At 61.1% G+C, this 17,049-nt stretch carries 14 protein-coding genes; 3 read left to right on the top strand and 11 right to left on the bottom strand.

Features of this window, described 5'->3' with window-relative positions; all coding sequences use genetic code 11:
• Positions 1–2: 2 nt before the first annotated feature.
• From K7R21_RS18575 to K7R21_RS18605, 7 genes are all read right to left on the bottom strand, one after another.
• Positions 3–1,493, bottom strand: a complete 1,491-nt coding sequence (locus tag K7R21_RS18575; protein WP_224984774.1) for a M16 family metallopeptidase — start codon at positions 1,491–1,493, stop codon at positions 3–5.
• 148 nt (positions 1,494–1,641) lie between these two features.
• On the bottom strand, positions 1,642–3,960 hold the full coding sequence (gene lon / locus K7R21_RS18580; RefSeq protein ID WP_224984775.1) for an endopeptidase La: 2,319 nt from the start codon (positions 3,958–3,960) through the stop codon (positions 1,642–1,644).
• Between the two features lie 86 nt (positions 3,961–4,046).
• Positions 4,047–5,990 carry an ABC-F family ATP-binding cassette domain-containing protein gene (locus K7R21_RS18585; protein WP_224984776.1) on the bottom strand — a complete coding sequence of 648 codons (1,944 nt, stop codon included), beginning with the start codon at positions 5,988–5,990 and terminating at the stop codon, positions 4,047–4,049.
• A gap of 126 nt (positions 5,991–6,116) precedes the next feature.
• Entirely contained in the window at positions 6,117–6,449 is a 333-nt protein-coding gene (locus tag K7R21_RS18590; protein WP_216800847.1) for a YajD family HNH nuclease, read from the bottom strand.
• A gap of 11 nt (positions 6,450–6,460) precedes the next feature.
• The gene (locus K7R21_RS18595; protein ID WP_199389377.1) at positions 6,461–7,036 is read right to left on the bottom strand and encodes an HDIG domain-containing metalloprotein; all 576 of its coding nucleotides are present in this window, start codon (positions 7,034–7,036) and stop codon (positions 6,461–6,463) included.
• A 70-nt stretch (positions 7,037–7,106) separates the two neighbouring features.
• Positions 7,107–7,607 carry a MaoC family dehydratase gene (locus tag K7R21_RS18600; RefSeq protein WP_224984777.1) on the bottom strand — a complete coding sequence of 167 codons (501 nt, stop codon included), beginning with the start codon at positions 7,605–7,607 and terminating at the stop codon, positions 7,107–7,109.
• A 50-nt stretch (positions 7,608–7,657) separates the two neighbouring features.
• Positions 7,658–8,599: a DMT family transporter gene (locus K7R21_RS18605; RefSeq protein WP_224984778.1), complete on the bottom strand. Its 942-nt coding sequence runs from the start codon at positions 8,597–8,599 to the stop codon at positions 7,658–7,660.
• A gap of 232 nt (positions 8,600–8,831) precedes the next feature.
• Between K7R21_RS18605 and K7R21_RS18610 the strand changes: the two genes are divergently transcribed.
• The 3 genes from K7R21_RS18610 (at position 8,832) to K7R21_RS18620 (ending at position 12,470) form a co-directional block, all read left to right on the top strand.
• Positions 8,832–11,177: a tetratricopeptide repeat protein gene (locus K7R21_RS18610; protein WP_224984924.1), complete on the top strand. Its 2,346-nt coding sequence runs from the start codon at positions 8,832–8,834 to the stop codon at positions 11,175–11,177.
• Position 11,178: 1 nt separating this feature from the next.
• Positions 11,179–11,802 carry a LysM peptidoglycan-binding domain-containing protein gene (locus K7R21_RS18615; RefSeq protein WP_224984779.1) on the top strand — a complete coding sequence of 208 codons (624 nt, stop codon included), beginning with the start codon at positions 11,179–11,181 and terminating at the stop codon, positions 11,800–11,802.
• Positions 11,803–11,987: 185 nt separating this feature from the next.
• A complete protein-coding gene (locus tag K7R21_RS18620) occupies positions 11,988–12,470 on the top strand; it encodes a rubrerythrin (RefSeq protein WP_224984780.1) in 483 nt (160 codons plus the stop codon).
• 26 nt (positions 12,471–12,496) lie between these two features.
• Here the strand turns inward: K7R21_RS18620 and K7R21_RS18625 are convergent, their stop codons facing one another.
• The 4 genes from K7R21_RS18625 to K7R21_RS18640 form a co-directional block, all read right to left on the bottom strand.
• Positions 12,497–14,062 carry a LysM peptidoglycan-binding domain-containing protein gene (locus K7R21_RS18625; protein WP_224984781.1) on the bottom strand — a complete coding sequence of 522 codons (1,566 nt, stop codon included), beginning with the start codon at positions 14,060–14,062 and terminating at the stop codon, positions 12,497–12,499.
• Between the two features lie 74 nt (positions 14,063–14,136).
• Positions 14,137–15,624 (bottom strand): hypothetical protein, encoded by a 1,488-nt coding sequence (locus K7R21_RS18630; protein WP_224984782.1) that lies wholly within the window; start codon positions 15,622–15,624, stop codon positions 14,137–14,139.
• A 162-nt stretch (positions 15,625–15,786) separates the two neighbouring features.
• Entirely contained in the window at positions 15,787–16,554 is a 768-nt protein-coding gene (locus K7R21_RS18635; RefSeq protein ID WP_224984783.1) for an amidohydrolase family protein, read from the bottom strand.
• A 21-nt stretch (positions 16,555–16,575) separates the two neighbouring features.
• Positions 16,576–17,040, bottom strand: a complete 465-nt coding sequence (locus tag K7R21_RS18640; protein WP_224984784.1) for a DUF2721 domain-containing protein — start codon at positions 17,038–17,040, stop codon at positions 16,576–16,578.
• Positions 17,041–17,049 lie beyond the last annotated feature (9 nt).

Genomic DNA, 17,049 nt, shown 5'->3' on the forward strand with positions numbered 1-17,049 from the left:
GCTTACTGTCCCCCTTCAGCCTTGGTGAGGTAGCCGACGTTGCGGTTCTGGCGCGTGAAGTACTGCTTGGCCACGCGCATCACGTCCTCGGGCGTGATCTTGGCCACCTTCTGGCGGTGTTCGATCAGGTACCGCCACGTGCCCGCGATCGCCTCGTATTCGGTGAGATTGCGGGCGAGGCCGCCGTTGGAGGCCATCTGGCGGGACTCCTCGAACTCGAGCTGGTTCAGGATCTGCTGCAGCTCCTCGTGCGTCATCGGCTCGGTCTTCAGGCGCTCCAGTTCTTGGTAGATCGCCTGCTCCACCTCGGCCACCGTGTGCGGCGCGCGCGGGGTCGCGTTGATGATGAAGAGGTTGGGGTAGCGGCTCCCCGGTGCCCCGAAGGAGGAGACCGAGGTGACCAGCTTCTGCTCCAGGACCAGCTTCTTGTACAGCCGCGAGGTGCGGCCGTTGGTGAGCAGCATATCGATGACGTCGAAGACGTAGTCGTCGGGCGCGGGAAGGGTCGGCTTGTGGTAGCCGATCATCAGCTCGGGCTCGGCGTCGCCGATCACCTCGGTCCGCTTCTCGCCGGCCTGCTCGGGCTCGGTAACCGCCACCGGCGGCACCGGGGTCCCCGGCTTGATATCGCCGAAGTACCTATCCACCAGGGCGATGGTCTTCTGCGGATCGATGTCCCCGACGATGGCCACGATGGCGTTGTTAGGGGCATAGTACTTGTGCAGGAAGTTTTCGGCCTTGGTCCTGGTCAGGTTCTCGATGTCGGACATCCAGCCGATGGTGGGCTGGCCGTTGGGGTGCGCGTTGAAGGCGTCGGCGAGGAAGGTCTCCCAGAGTTTCCCTTCCGGCTCCGCGTCGTAGGAGCGACGGCGCTCCTCCATGACCACGTTGCGCTCGGTGTAAAACTCGCGGAGCACCGCGTTCTGCATCCGGTCCGACTCGATGGCCGCCCAGAGCTCCAGCTTGTTGGCCGGGATGTTGATCAGGTAGGTGGTGCCGTCCTTGCTGGTGAAGGCGTTGTAGCCGGAGCCGCCGTTACGCGAGTAGATGTCGGCGAACTCCTCTTTCACCACGTACTTTTCCGCCTCCTTCTCCAGGGCGGCCAGTTCCGCGCTCAGTTTCTCGATCACCTTGGGATCAGCCTGTTCGCGCTTGATCTTCTCGGCTATGAGCTTTTGTGCGGTCGCCTCGATCTTGTCCAGAATCGGTTTCTCGGCGGCGTAGTCCCTGGTGCCCAGGGTCTTGGTCCCCTTGAAGAGCATGTGCTCCAGGAGATGGGCGAGCCCCCGCTCGTCGCTGCGTTCATCCACGCTTCCTACCTTGAAGCGGATCCAGGCCGCTACGGTGGGTGAGTTGTGGCGCTCAACCATCAAAAGCTTCATCCCGTTTTTCAGGGTGTGCTCTTGCACCCGTTCGGCCAGTCCTTGGGCAAAGCAGGTGGCGGCGTTGACCAGGATGGCAAGGGCGACAACGCATCTTGCTACTGACTTCATGACTACCTCGGCTCGGTGATTTTAATGTGAAGCGAGAAAAAAGATAACATTTGTCCTGTTGAAGCGCAAGGGGCTTGCAGACAAGAAATCCCGCGGGAGGTGCTCCCGCGGGATGGGGTGCGGCGCAAGGTGGTAATTGGACGACAGTCTACTTGAGGGCCTGGGCGAACACCTCGCGGATGTCCTCCACGAAGAAGAACTGCAGCTCCTCTTTCACGTTTTCCGGGATGTCTTCGAGGTCCTTCTTGTTCTTCGCCGGCGCCAGCACCTTTTTCACCCCGGCGCGGCGAGCGGCGAGGACCTTTTCCTTGAGGCCGCCGATAGCGAGCACCCGTCCGGTGAGGCTCATCTCGCCGGTCATGGCGACGTCGCGGCGTGCCGGGCGTCCCGAGAAGAGTGACACGATAGTGGTGGCCATGGTGATCCCGGCGGATGGGCCGTCCTTGGGAATGCTCCCGGCGGGGACGTGGATGTGCAGCGTGGTGTCGTCAAAGGCCTTTTTCTCGATGCCCAGTTCGGTGCAGTTCGCCTTGACGAAGGAGAGGGCGGCGCGGGCGGATTCCTTCATCACCTCGCCCAGCGAACCGGTCAGGATCAGGTCTTCCTTCCCCTTCATCTTGGTGGCTTCCACGAAGATGATGTCGCCGCCGCTCTCGGTCCAGGCCAGGCCGGTAGCGACCCCAACCCGGTCCTTCTCGGAGGCCACCTCGTCAAAGAACCGCGGCGGGCCTAGCAGTTCGGCAACGGTTTCCGGATCGACCAGGGTCCGCAGCGGCTTCTCCTGAGCCACCTCCTTGGCGATCTTGCGGCAGACGGAGGCGATGTTGCGCTGCAGGTTCCTGACCCCCGCCTCCCGGGTGTAGTCGTGGGTGATCCGGTAGATCGCCTCGTCGGTGAACTCGGGCACCATCTTGGCCAGCCCGTTTTCCTCGACCTCGCGGGCGATCAGGTACCTCTTGGCGATGTTCAGCTTCTCCTCGTCGGTGTAGCCGGAGAGTGTGATCACCTCCATGCGGTCCTTCAACGGAGCCGGGATCGGGTCGAGCTGGTTGGCTGTGGTGATGAACATCACGTTGGTCAGGTCGAACGGGACGTCCAGGTAATGGTCGGTAAAGGAGAAGTTCTGCTCCGGGTCCAGCACCTCCAACAGGGCGCTGGCCGGGTCGCCGCGGAAGTCGGCGCCGATCTTGTCCACCTCGTCCAGCATGAAGACCGGGTTGTTGGAGCCGGCGCGGTTGATCTCCTGGATGATGCGGCCGGGGAGGGCACCGATGTAGGTGCGCCGGTGCCCGCGTATCTCCGCCTCGTCGCGCATGCCGCCCAGCGAGATGCGGATGAATTTCCGTCCCAGGGTGCGGGCGATGGACTTGCCCAGGCTGGTCTTGCCGACCCCCGGAGGGCCGACGAAGCAGAGGATCGGTCCCTTCATCTTGTCTTTCAGGGTCCGCACCGCCAGGTACTCGAGGATGCGCTCCTTCACCTTCTTCAGGTCGTAGTGGTCCTCGTTCAGAACCGTCTCGGCCTGGTTGATATCCTTGTTGTCCGGGGTGCTAGTCTGCCACGGGATGGTGGTCAGGTAGTCGAGGTAGGTGCGGGAGACCGTGTACTCGGGAGACGCCGGGTTGATCCTCTCCAACCGCCTCATCTCCTTCTCGGCGATTTTGCGGACGTCGTCGGGCATCTTGGCGCTCTCGATCTTGCTCCGGAGCTCGTTGGTCTCGCCCTGGCGCGAATCCTCCTCGCCCAACTCCTCCTGGATCTGCTTCATCTGCTCGCGCAGCAGGAATTCCTTCTGGCTCTTGCCGACCTTCTTGGTGACCTCGGCCTGTACCTCGCCCTTGATCTGCAGCCGCTGCACCTCGTTGGTAAGGTGCATGTAGACCTTCTTGAGCCGCTCAAGCGGGTCGACGGTCTCCAGGAGCTTTTGCAGTTCGTCGATGGGGAGGTTCAGGTAGAGCGCCACCAGGTCGGAGAGACGCGCGGGGTTGTCGATGAAGTCGATCATCTTCATAACGTCGTCGGGAAGGGGGCGGCCGTAGGAGAGGGCGATTTTCAGGAGGGCATTCAGGCTGCCGACCAGCGCCTCCGAGACCATGGACTTCTCGGCGAATTCGCGCACCGGTTCCAGGCGGGACAGCGCCACCGGGGTCTGCTGCACGATGGCCAATACCCGGACCCGGATCACGCCTTCGAGGACGACCTTGGCGCCGCCGCCGGCGAGTTTGTTGATCTGCACCACCTTGCACAGCGTCCCGATCTCGTGCAGTGCCGAGTGCAACTCCCCGGTCGGCTCCTGTTTCAACTTAACCAGGGCCACCAGGTTGTTGAAGAGCACCGCCTCCTCAAAGGGGGGCATATCTTCCTGTTTCAGGAAGATGGTGAAGACCATGTAGGGGAAGGCAATGATCTCCCGCAGGGGATACAGCGGGACGATCTCCGGCATGTTGATGGTAATGTTCTCTGTCATGGCAGTATTTCCAGATACTTGGGTTGAGGGCGCGAATTTAAAAAGATTACTGGAGAAGCGCCCCCTGTCAACCCGGAACTGCCTGTTTAGATGGCCTCCCACGCCTCGTACAGTGCGGCGATTTCGGTGCTCAACTGGGCGTGACGTTCACCGGCGACGCGGGCCGCCTCGTGGTTGGCGAAGAATTCCGGGGCCGCCATTTCCTCCTCCAGCTTGGCGAGTTCCCCCTCCTTGACGCCGATCTTCTCTTCGATCTCGGAGAGTTTCCGTTCGCGGGCGCGCTCCTCCTTCTGGCGCTGCTTGTCCAACTCGCGCTGCTGCTGGCGGGACAGGCGCTGGTCCGGTTGTTCTTCAGCCGGCGCGGCCGCTTTTTCCTCACCCTTGGCGGGGGTGAGCCGTCCCAAGCCGTCCTGCCCCGGTGCTCCGGCAGCTCCTGCGGTCTTCTCCAGGTAGTATTCGTAGTCGCCGTAGAAGCTCTCCAGCTTGCCGCCGCCGACCTCGACCACCCGGGTGGCCAGACCGTCGATGAAATGCCGGTCGTGCGAGACGAAGACTACGGTGCCACCGAAGGTCTTGAGTGCCTCGAGGAGTACGTCCTTGCTGAAAAGGTCGAGGTGGTTGGTGGGCTCGTCCATCAACAGCAGGTTGGTGGGGCGCAGCAAAAGCTTGGCGAGCGCCAGGCGGTTTCTCTCGCCGCCGGAGAGGACGCCGACCTTTTTGTGGATGTCGTCGCCGGAGAAGAGGAAGGCACCCAGGATGTCGCGGAGTTGCGGCACCATGTCGTAGGGAGCGTCCGCCAGCAGTTCGTCGTACACCGAGCGGGACGCGTCCAGTTCCTGGGCCTGGTCCTGGGCGAAATAGTCCTTGATGACGTTGTGCCCGTCCTTGACGGTACCGGAGGTGACGTCGGCGTTGGCCAGGACGCGCATCAGGGTCGATTTGCCCGCGCCGTTGTGTCCGACCAGGGCGATCCTCTCGCCGCTCTCCACGGTTAGATCGACCTGGTTTAGCACCACGTTGCTGCCGTAGGCCTTGACCACGCCGGTAAGCTCCATCACTGTCTTTCCGCTCTTGGGCGCGGAGGGGAAGCGGAAGTGGATCTTCTTGCGCTCCGGCGGGAGCACGATGCGCTCGATCTTTTCCAGCTGCTTGATGCGCGACTGTACCATGGCGGCCTTGTCGGCCTTGTAGCGGAAGCGGGAGATGAAGTCTTCCATCTTCTCCACTTCCTCGTCCTGGCGCCGCTTGGCGTCGCGCAGGGCTGAGACCCGCTCTTCGCGTTGCACCAGGTAGTTGCTGTAGTTGCAGTGGTAGTCGGTGATGGCGTGGTTCCAGACCTCGGCAATGCGGGAGCAGACCTGGTCCAGGAAGAAGCGGTCGTGGGAAACGAGCATCACGGAGTAGGGGTACCCCTGGAGGTAGCCTTCCAGCCAGTTGCGGGCCTCGATGTCCAGGTGGTTGGTCGGTTCGTCCAAAAGGAGCACGTTCGGTTTTTTTAGAAGCAGTTTGGCGAGGGCGATGCGCATCTGCCAACCGCCGGAGAACTCGCCGCACTCCTTCTCCCAATCGGCGGGGGAGAAGCCGAGACCGGTGAGGACGTTGCCTACCTCGCTCTCCATGGCGTAGCCACCCTTGAGGCGGAACTCCTCCTGGAGGTGACCGAAGCGGTCCAGGAGCTGGTCGTGGCCCGGCGCGTCGTGCGGTTCGTGCTCCAGCCGGGACGTCAGTTCCGCGATCTCCCGCTCGATGTCCTGCAGCTCGGACAGTGCCGTCATCACCTCCGCGAAGAGCGGCTGGCCCTTGGCGACGATGCCATCCTGAGGCAGGTAGCCGACCGTGCCGCCGCGGGTGATCTGGATCTCGCCGCTGCTGCTCTCGACCTCGCCGGCAATGATGCGCATGAGCGTCGACTTGCCGGCGCCGTTTTCGCCGACGAGGCCCACGCGCTCGCCCTTTTTCAGGTGCCAGTTGATCTCGGTGAAAAGCGGTTTGCCCGCAAAGTCCTTGGAGAGTTTCTTCAGGTGCAGCATCAGTCTTCCTTCCTTCTAAAAACCGTCAGCCACGGAGAAAATCTGAGGAGATCTCAGAAAGACAAAAGAAGAGTCTTTCGGTTTCTCCGAAGTTCTCAGATTTTCTCCGTGGCCAATGGTTTGGGTTTACTTTTTGTCCTTCCCCTCGAGGTAATCCGCGAGGATGGTACGGCTGTGTTCGTCGTCGTGACAGTAGACGCAGAGGTTTTCCCAGTTACTGCCGTCGGGCGGATTGTAGTTGTGGTTGCCGTCTTTGTGGTGCACGGTCAACAGGTGCAGGTTGGCAAGCTCGAACTCCCGCCCGCACTTGGCGCAGATCCAGCCATGCATCTTGAGAGATTTCTCCCGGTAATTCTCGGGACGCTGCTGCTCACCACGCATCTTGCGCACCAGTTCGTCTATCTCCTCGGCGCTCTTGGGCGGGACGTTCCTAGGACCGCGCGGACGAAATGCAGACATGGGGCAACCTCCTAAAGATTCCCTTTGAGCCCGATGGCCTCGGCCTCGGTCTTCATCCCCTCGATGGTGTCGGCGATCAATTCGTTCAACTCGACGCCCATCATGGCGGCACCCTTCTCGATGATGGAACGGTCGGCGCCGGCAGCGAATGCTTTATCTTTCCACTTCTTGGTGACGCTCTTTACGGGAAGGTCGAGGATGCTCTTTGAGGGGCGCACCAGCGCGGAGGCTGCCACCAGACCGGTCAGCTCGTCGATGGTGAACAGCGTCTTCTCCAGGTTGGTGAGCGGCTCAACGTCACTGCAGATTCCCCAGCCGTGGGAAACGACCGCGCGGATGTAGTCCTCCGGCCACCCGACGTTCTTCAGGATCTCCGGTGCCTTGTGGCAGTGTTCTTCCGGATGGCGCTCGTAGTCGATGTCATGTGCCAGGCCGATCAGGCCCCACATCTCTTCATCTTCGCCGTACTTCTTCGCCATGTGGCGCATCACTGCTTCCACCGCAAGCGAGTGTCTTCTCATCTGGTCGCTGGGCAGGTATTCCTCGACAAGTTTCCAGGTCGCTTCCCTGGTCGGTTTACTACTCATAAAAGCGTGCCTCCCTGATGATTGGTCCAGCCTTGGGATCGTAGTCAAAACAGCCAACGATGTCAATTAGCTAAGCCTTGGGCTCCAAGCGTGCGATCTTCGGCTCGTGCCCCTTCTTGTACACCATCAGCGTCCGCTTGAAGCTGATCACGATGTCGCCGTTTTGGGTGAAGCCGGTGGTCTTGACCGTGACGATGCCAAGGTTCGGCCGCGACTTCGACTCTCTCTTTGCGAGCACCTCCGACTGGGAGTACAGGGTGTCCCCCTCGAAGAGCGGGTTGGGTAGGGTGACCTCGTCCCAGCCGAGGTTCGCGAAGACGTTCTGGGAAATGTCCGTGACGCTTTGGCCGGTGACGATGGCCAGGGTGAGGGTGGAATCCACAAGCGGTTTGCCGAACTCGGTCTGCTCGGAGTAGTGTTGATCGAAGTGGATCGGCGCCGTGTTCTGGGTCAGCAGCGTGAACCAGATATTGTCCGTCTTGGTGATGGTGCGCCCCAGGGGGTGCGGATAGACGTCGCCTACCTCAAAATCCTCGAAGAACCTGCCGCGCCAACCTTCCTTGATTGCCATCTCGACCTCCGGTTTCTCTGTAGTAGGAGCGGCGTCCGCCGCGGATCATCTCAATCTGCTGCCGTCTGTGACCTCACGTAGAGGATCAGCCCGACTAGGGAAAGAGCTACGCCGACCATCCCCGCCGCACCCGGCCATGCTCCGCCCAGGAAAAGGATCTCGCCCAGCAACGAGAAGATCACCTCGGTTGATTGGGTGGCGTCAACGGCGGAAAGCTCGAAAGGCGTTGTAGCCAAGTGGCGCGCCTTATAAAAAAGTGTGGTGGCTATGACGCCGGAGAAGACGGCGACCACCGCCGTGTTGATCATCTGTCCTCCCGAAGGGGGAGGGGGCTGCACGCAGAGGGTCAGCACGATCCAGAACGGGATCGATCCAAGGACCATGATCAGCACCCGGGCCACGCTGTCTTCGAGAACCGCCGAGCTACTCTCCGGGATCCTGGCGATCCTGCCGTGGCGTGCCTCCCAGATCAACTGGTTCCCGAGCGGGTAGGCGAACGCCGCCACCAGCACGGGCACGACGCCCAGGATCGTTTCCCGCAGCGATGCCGCCGATGCTTGTTCGCAGGTGACCAGCACGATGCCGAGGAAGATGAGGGCGGTGAACATGATGCCGCGCATCGGCACCCGTTTGCCGAACAGCAGCAATACCAGCGGCGTCGCAAGTATGGTGGACTGCCATGTGGTGGCCACGACCCAGCCGGGGGCGAAGGAGGAGCTGAAGGTAAGCAGCGAGTAGAAGACCCCGAATCCGATGCTGCCGGCCATGGTCCAGAAGCACCAGTTGTTGCGAAAAGCTATGAACACGGCTTTAAGCAGGCGGGACTTGCCGGCGAGCACCAACCACAGGCTCAGCATGAAAAACATGTAGAAGTAGCGCAGGCTGGCCGTCCAGATCCAGTGGCCGCCCTGCAGGCTCATGGCGCGGTTGAGGACGAAGGTGCTGCTGAAGAAGAGGGCCGAACAAATACCTATGAGAATTAGACGTGTCATTAATACCCGAGATTCACGAGTTGTCCCTGCTTCTGGGTGGGCTAGATCTCTGTATCTGAAATCGCCATACAGGTAAAGTGAAAACGATCCGCGCGGTATCCCGGCATCATCCTCTTGCCCCTGTCACAAGCTCCTGTTTGTCTGCCTGTGGTAAACGCCACAAACTAGCGCAAACACAGGTGTGAGAGGCTTTCGCACTGGGGCCATTCTGCGTTGACAATAGTTGTCTATGATGATACTTTCCGACACGTTCAACGCTTTATACCTTATGCCCGGAAAGGTTCAACACGTGCATCTTTATAAGATTTTCCGTGCCTCATTCTCGAAAATTCCAGTCGTCCTGCTGCTCATAGCGCTTCTTCTGCCTGCGCCCGCCTTTTCTCTCGATTCTGACGATTCGCAAATCTTCATCACTGGGTTCAATGCTTATCAGAAAAGAGACTACAAAACCGCGATCGACAACATGTCCGGCCTGCTCAAGAAGTACCCGGATACGCCGCTCAAGGATATGGCGATCTTCTGGCTTGCCAGGGCACACTACAAGGTCGGCAACAATGCTGAGGCCGGCAAGTACATGGCCCAGTTCCTCCACGACTATCCCGAGAGCCCGCTTAAAGCCACCGTTGAGGATGAACTGCTCCGGCTTGCTGATCAATACCAGAAGGGGCAGCCGATCGCTGCAGCGCCGAAAACCGTTGCGCAGCCGTCTATAGACAAGGCTGCCGCCGAGAAAGCTGCTGCAGAGAAAGCTGCTGTAGAGAAAGCTGCTGCAGACCAGGCCGCCGCCGCTCAAAATGATGCCGCTGATAAAGCTGCTGCCGAAAAGAGTGCCGCTGAGAAAGTCACTGCCGAAAAGGCAACGACTGAGAAAGCCATTGCCGAGAAGGTCGCTGTCGAGAAAGCCGCGCAGAAAGCCGAGGTAAAGAAATCAGCCAAGGCCAAAAAGCCGGCTGCAGAAAAGGGTAAGTCAGCCGCGCTTCGTAAGAAGGCCATCGCAGCTTACAAGGATGTCATCAATCGTTATCCCGGCTCCCCGGCTGCCTCCAATGCATCGGCGAAACTGATGCAGATGGGGATCCAGTACCCCGCCATCAAGGGTACGGGCGCGTCTGCCGCGGCGGGGGAAGTGACCCAGGTTTTCGAGATCGAGGTGGCCCAGTTCGCCGATGTCGATGTCGAGCTCGGACCTGCCGCAGAGACCTCGGAAGCAGGCAAATCCTTCGCGATCCCCATGGTAATCGTCAACAGGGGTAACGGCAGCGACAGCTTCAGCCTCCAATCAGGCTTCCCGCCTGAGTACGGCTTCTACTTCGCCACCGCAGCCACTCCGGATGCCGCCATCACGAAAACCCCAACTTTGGACGTTGGTGAGAAGTTCAGGCTGGTCGGAGTCGGCACTGTTCCGCGCGCCAATATCGACGGTCAGAAAAACAGCTACCCGGTAAAGGTCACCTCCTCTTTCGCCAAGGAAGCGTCGCAGACCAGGGAGGTCGCCCTGGTCACTTCGGCGCCGCTCTTGAGGGGCGTGGTGAAGACGGACAAGACCAGGCTGCTTCCGGGAGAAAAGGTCTCCTACCGTATCTCCCTGCTCAACATCGGTAGCGCGCCGGCTCGCGGCGTTACCTTCCGCCTCAATTACCCGCCGCAATACGAGCCGGTGGGACTTCCTTCGGGAGTGAAACAGGAGACGGGTGCCCTGGTCATGGACGGCATGCGGCTGAAATCCGGTGAGAGCCGGGATATCAACGTCACCTTCCGGCTCAAGGACGAAGCCCTCGCAGACCAGGAACTGTTCGTCAGGGCAGACCTCGTCAACGGTGAGCTCAACAAGAAGGAATCTTTCGTCTCCGCTACCACTGTCGTGCAGAAGGTGAGCGGGGTTACCGCCAGGACCACTTCGGGCAAACTGGTGGTCATCCCGGGACAGACCGTGTCGGTTCCGTTGATCGTCACCAACACCGGCAACGTCAGGGAAGGCTTCTCCATCAAGGCGGCTGTCCCGGCCAATGCCACCTACAACTTCTACGAGGACGTGAACCGGGACGGCAAACGGCAGAGCAGTGAGCCGATCATTAACCACGTAGGACCGCTCTCCCCGAAAGAAGAGGCTTACGTCATTTTCGAAATCGAGACGCCGGCCAGCGCGGCCGACGGCGCCGCGGCTTCCGCTTCGGTTCGCTTCGACTCCGACAATGCGCCCGATCGCTCCGCCGCCGTCCACCTGCAACTGGCCTACTCCCGGCCGGTACTGGAGCTAGGCTTGGCCGCCCGCGGCGGCAAGCTGAAGCCGGGCGAGGTCTCCTCTCTGGAGCTCAACTGCGTTAACCGCGGTTCTAACCTGGCCAAGCAGGTCACCGTGCAGAGTGTCCTCCCGACGCAGCTCGAACTGGTTGCGGCAGATCCGTCCTTCAGCAGGTTCGACAACGGCGTCTACGTTTGGCGCTTCGACGAGCTGGGCGCTGGCGAAAAGCGGAACATCAAGGTAACTTATCGCGTGAAGCCGGGCATTGCCGTCGGCACCAGCGTGCAGATGAAGAATTCGCTCTCCTACCAGGATCTCCTCGGGAACAGGTACTAAGATGGCACCTCTTCGCATCGTCACCTTCGGCATTCTTTTTCTGCTTTGCTGCGGCAGCGCCGGGCATGCCGAAGAGATGCTGCTCTACACCCCTAAGGAAGCGACGGGCGCGGAGGCGCCGGCGTCACCTAAGGAAGGTGTTCTGGTGCGTACGGTGACGGTACAGCGGGGCGACACGCTGTCCAGACTCTCCCGGAAGCACATCGGCGTATCCGACTACTTCCCGCAGATGCTGGTCTTCAACAAGATAAAGAACCCGGACTTGATTCATCCGGGCGATAAGTTGCTGGTACCGGTTCCTCCGGGACAGACGGGAAAGGTCGAGAAGGCAGTCAAGGCCGGGAAGCCCGCAAAGGTAAAGGCGGCGAAGGCAGTCAAGGCCACGCCCCCACCCGCCGTCCAACGTCCCGCAGCCCTGAAAAAAGCCGTCTCCATCGAGCGGTTGCCCGTCAAGTCGGGGGAACAGGACCTGTTCCAGAGGGGGCAGCGCGCCTACCTCGATCATGACTACCGCGAGGCTTTGGCCCGCTTCAACGACTTTTTACGGAAATTCCCCCGTTCCAGGTTCGCCGCGGATGCCTCCCTGTACCGCGCCGACTGCTTCCTGCACTTGTCCGGGGAGTAACTAACCGCCTCTTCCGACCACTTCCAGCCCATACCAGACACCGCGATCTACCGCCGGGGACCTGTTGCTGAAGCACCATGCTCAACCACAGACCCTGCCGCTAGAACTGCGACTGGAGGGCGGCACGGTCGATTCTCGTGTAATGATATGTATTTATGTAATTTTTTGAATAGGAGAGTTTTGAGATGCAAAAACCGATAGCGTTCCAGGTGGCGGCAGGTGCTGGTCAGGTTTTGGGGGTGTGCGAGCGGGCGGAATTTACCTGCGCCGAGCTCTACCACTACTTCGCCCACCTCTTCAAGGACGAGCGGGAGATCTTTTACATCTGGCTGAAGAGTGCGTTGGAGCGGGAAAACCGGGCCAGGCTGTTGACCCTGGTCGGCAAGCTCGCGCTGGACGATGTGATAGAGGGGGTCAACCTGGAGCTGGCGGAAGCGGAGGAGATCCTCGCCAAGGTCCGCGCCATGCTGGAGCTGGCAAAAGAAGAGCCCCCCGAGGTCCGGGAGGCTCTCCAGCTTGGTATCGATCTTGAGCGCACCCTCGATCGGATCACCATGGAAAAGGTGGTGCAGTTCAGCGAGTCATACCAAAAGTGGTTCCTGGCCATCATGAACCGCGACCAGATGGAACTTTTACAGAACGCCTACAAGCAACTCGGCCGGGACTAGCCGGCCGTCGTCATGCCACCACGCGGCTACCGGGTCTCCTGACGGTAGCCGTTCAATTTTGCCAACTCCCGCACCAGCGGATCGACCTTGCGGTCCGTGATGAAGATCCTGCCTCCCTTGGCGTCGTTAAGCATCACGCCCGGCATGCGCACCCCGTATCCCTTCTCCCAAAGCGACCACAGTTCCTGCTCACCGTAGCGCCCGGCGATGTCCAGCCGGTTCAAAAGCTTGTCGGACAGGCTCTGCAAGTCGTCGTGATCCTGGACCGCGATGACCTGGTACCCCTTTCCTTCCAAGAGGCTGGTGAGCGAATCACCCATCGGGTCTCCCTGGAAACGCGCCAGCACGTAACGCTTGCCGTTTTTCTCGAAATAGCGGTACACCGGAATCTCCAGCCGCACGCCGTTGTTGTCGTCGGCGTATAGGTCGATGTTCCGGTCGGCCTGGAACCGGATGCCGAGGGCTTCCAACAGCGCGTCCGCGATCCCCCGGGGATCCTTCTCCGGGATCTGGTAGAGGACGCTGTCGTCGGGCCTGCCGGTGATGATGGGGGCTGTCGAGGGTGTCTCCACCAGCTTGAAGCCGTGCGAGGCGAGTAGCCGGACCAGTGCCTGCGGCGTGGCCGGGCGTTTACCGGGGACCTTGAGAAGGGTGATGTCCTGGCGCAGCAGGCTGTCCTGGTTTTTCTCGATCTTGAAGTCGGCCTGTACGATCACCTTGCAGTCGGAGCCGAAGTCGACCAGGAAGTCCTCCTCGAAGGAATAGAACCGGGCGGCGTTCAGGAGGGCGCGGTAAAAGGCCCGGGGATTGTCGGGGCGCTCGGATACCACGCTCAACTGCGGATTTTTCTCCTGGAGCAGCGACTTGACCAGCGGGGGAAGCGTGGCCCCCGCGTCGACCAGGATGGTGCCTCCGTCCTGGGCCGCCAGCACCGGGTAACGCTGCGGATCGAGCGAGAGCGAGAAGGCGCTGGACAGGTAATCGAGCTGCGCCTTGCTGGAGGGTGCGTTGGGGACCAGCTGCGGCCAGACCTGCGCCGCGTCCTGTACCGCCGCGGGGTTGCCGGCGGCAGCCTGAACGCCTGACGACTGCGACGCGGGCGCCCTGAAGAACATCATGGTGGCGCCCTTCGCCTCGGATGGCGCGGTCCTCCCCGCTTTGGCGGCGGCGACCTTGGCGGTGCGGCGCGTCTTGGACTTGGCGACATGTTCGGTTGGATCTATGGGGATGATGAGAGTCGTTCCCACCCGGAGCCTGCGGATGTCGGCGAGGTGATTGGCGGCTTGGACCCTGCGGGCAACCGCGTCGGCCCGGTCGCCGGTGATGCCGTACTCCCTGGCCAGCACCCGGTACAGGAAGTCGCCGCGTTTCACTTTGTAGCTGACCGTCCCAGACGCCTTGGGTGCGGTCCCCGACGTTTTGGGCCCTGCAGGTTTCGCTTTCGGGGCGGGAGCTGCGGGCATAGGGTACTTCTTGGCCAGGACGGCTGGTTCAATCTCGAACTTCTTGTCGATGGCATACGAGGTTAACGGAAAAGTGCCCAGCAGGATCAGGGCCAGGCCCAGTTGTTTCTTGTCGAGACAAACCAACATGCAAACTCCCCAGAAAGATGGTTAACGCGGTGTGCGACGTCATGACTGCAACACCATGACGTCGTGGTGGTGCCTTACTTGTGCCCCTTGTCGGGGAGCTGCAGCACGATCCCCACGATGTGCGGGTCAGACGTGCGATAAATAGCGATTTCGGCGCCGTTTTGGGCTTTCCTGGTTTCGACGGCGATGCCGTTTTGTGCCCTGGTTTCTCCGTCAGGCGGGAGATCGGCCCCGGTTGCTTCCTTGAAGTAGCGCCCTAACGTTCCCTCGTTAAGATCGTTTTTCCCCTCCGGCAGCACCTGGATCGCCCTGACCTTACCCTGTTCGCGGTAGATCCTGAATTCTTTGTGGTCACCACGGTAAAGCTCCCACCCCGGATGCGCCGCGGCGTAGGCTGCATCGGCAGGCACCTTGGGGACAAAGCCGGGGAAACTGCCAGCCGCCTGCGCAGTTGCTGTGGGGGCTGCGGGTGCCGGCGCCGTGGCTGCCGGTGTCAAGGAACGCAGCGCGGAGGGCGCAGGTTCCGGCTTGGAACGCTGCCAGACCACGACCACCAGCGCGAGCACCAGCACGCCCAGCACGGCAATCCCCTTGGTTACACTCTTGCTGCTTCCGCTACCGTGGGGCTGGGACAGCGGCGCGGCGCCATCTTCTTCCAGTTCCTGGCCGCACAGTTCAGGCGGTTTACGATAGATCTGGTCTGGAGTCGGGTACAGGGACTTCGGGGTACGCTGAGCGGACTTTGTCGGCGGCTCATGGTGTGCCGGTGCGGCAGGTGCCACCTGTGCCGGTTGCTGGGACCCCGGGGGGGGCGACATCGTCTGCGCGAGCCCATCGAGGGGTGGAGGTGGCGGGGCGACCTCGACTGCACGAGGTGCCGGAGCCGCAGGCACATAAGGAGCGGGCTCCGCTTCCGGCAACCGTCGTGCTGGTGGCTGCGGATCGGAGACGAAAAAGCCGATCTCCTCAATGAAACCGTTTTGGCGGTCATTGGCCGGAGCCGAGGGCGCCGCCGCTCCTTTTCCCGTTGCAGTATCCTTTTCGGCCTGGTCAGGCCATAACGGGGCGAGGTGCGGTTCAAAAGCCGTGTCGTCGAAATCCGCGATCTCGAAATCCGCCTGGTTGTCCAAGGTGAAAAGGTCGGGAAGTTTGCCGAAGTCGGAGAGGTCTGAGAAGTCGGCAGGGGGCTTGGCTTGCGCGGCGACAACTACCTCGGCAGTCAGCAGCTGCATCACCTCACTGCTTAGGCGCGGCGTGGGCAGGGATAGGCTGAAGGAAGCGGCAAAGCCTGCTGGAGCAGGCGGCGCCTCGCCGTCGGCGAGCAGAATCAACTGCAGGTCGGGGGCGGTGACCAGTGCCCTGGTCTGGGCGGCGATCTCCTCTGCCGGTATTTCATCGAGGCTGCTCTGGATGAAGACGTAGTGCGGCTGCTCCTTGGGCAATCTGCCGATGGCACTGGGGAGGTCGGTCTCGAAGGTGAGGCTTTTCGGAGACTGGATGCGCAGGCTCTCGATAAGATCGAGTGCACGTTCATCACTGGCTATAAAGAAGATCTCAGCCATTCAATACCCATTACTTCTGAAGGAGGTGAGTAGATCGTGTCAGGAACGCTGATTGAGCCGCACAGCTTGAATCTGAAGTGTTGGACGATGTTGTTTTTAATATAAAAAGATGCAAACGTCAAAATTATTTTAGGCTAATCAGCTGAGTAAGTGCTCATGAGGCTAAGGGTTTTGACTAGCAGCAGGGCGATAAAACTCTATAGCGTTTCCACAGAGAACTTTGCAGGCAAGATCGATATCGAGCGTGTCGAGAATGAGACGGAGATCCTGGTCATCGTAGGGACGCGGGGCACGGGTAGAGGGGAGGTCGGTGCCGAACATGAGGGCATCAGGGTTGGCGCGGCAGATGTCGCGCACCGCACCGGCCACGTCGAAGTCGACCCTGCCGAACCCGGTCGCCTTAACGCGCACCCCGCGCTCCACCATTGCCAGCAGGGCGGGTAGACCGATTGCGGAGAGGCCGAGGTGGTCGATGCTGACCGCGGGGAGCCCGGTGAGGACGGAGGCGAGTTCGTGGAGCTCGCGGGAGTCGATGTAAAGCTCCACGTGCCATCCCGCCAGTTCGTGGACCCGGCGTGCCATCCGGTCCAGGTGGTCCACCTTCTCGGAGCCGCCCCGCTTGATGTTGAAGCGCACTGCCCGCACCCCGAGGGCATTCAGGCGCAGCACCTCGTCGTCGCTGACAGAGGCGGGTAACTGGGTGACCCCGACGAAACGCGGCCCCATCGTAACCAGTGCGTCTTCCAGGTAGGACTGGTCCAAGGCCTGGAACGAGCCGGAGACGATGGCACCGCCGGCGAGGTTCATGGCCTCCGTGCGGCGCAGGTAATCATGGCAGGTGAAGTCGTCGGGGAGAAAACCCTGGTTTTCCACCAGGGGAAAGCGACGGTCGATGATGTGGAAATGGCTGTCGAAGACGGGAAGGTCCATCTGCTGCCTCCTCCGGCGCTCTCAGTGGCGCCGGCTGACATCCTGGTTGGGGCCGATCTGGAGGCTCGCCTTGGCGATGAAGATCTCGCGCAGGAAGCATACCAGCCCGGACACCATGAGGATCATACCAACGATGAACAAAAGCGCGACCGGGAGCGAGATGTCGTAGCGCAGGTAGTCGCCGATAAAGAGCATGGCGATGACGGTGCAGACCAGGACGGCGGTGGCGGTGCACAGGAAGATGGCGTGGCCGATCAGGTCGGCGCGGCGCTTGAGGACGGCAAGGGCAGCATGCAACCGGGGGACCGCCTCGGGCTCGGCAAGCTCCAGTTTGGACTCGTGGAAACGGGCGCGGTCGATGACCCGCGCTAACCGGTTGGTCATCACGCTCAGCATGGTGCCGATCGCGGTGAGCAGGAATACGGGGGCGACCGAGAGCTGGATGACGTGGGCCATGGTGCCGATGGTTTGAGAATCGCGCAGCATCTTTCTGTT

Source organism: Geomonas agri (assembly GCF_020179605.1).
In the GTDB taxonomy this organism is placed as follows: domain Bacteria; phylum Desulfobacterota; class Desulfuromonadia; order Geobacterales; family Geobacteraceae; genus Geomonas; species Geomonas agri.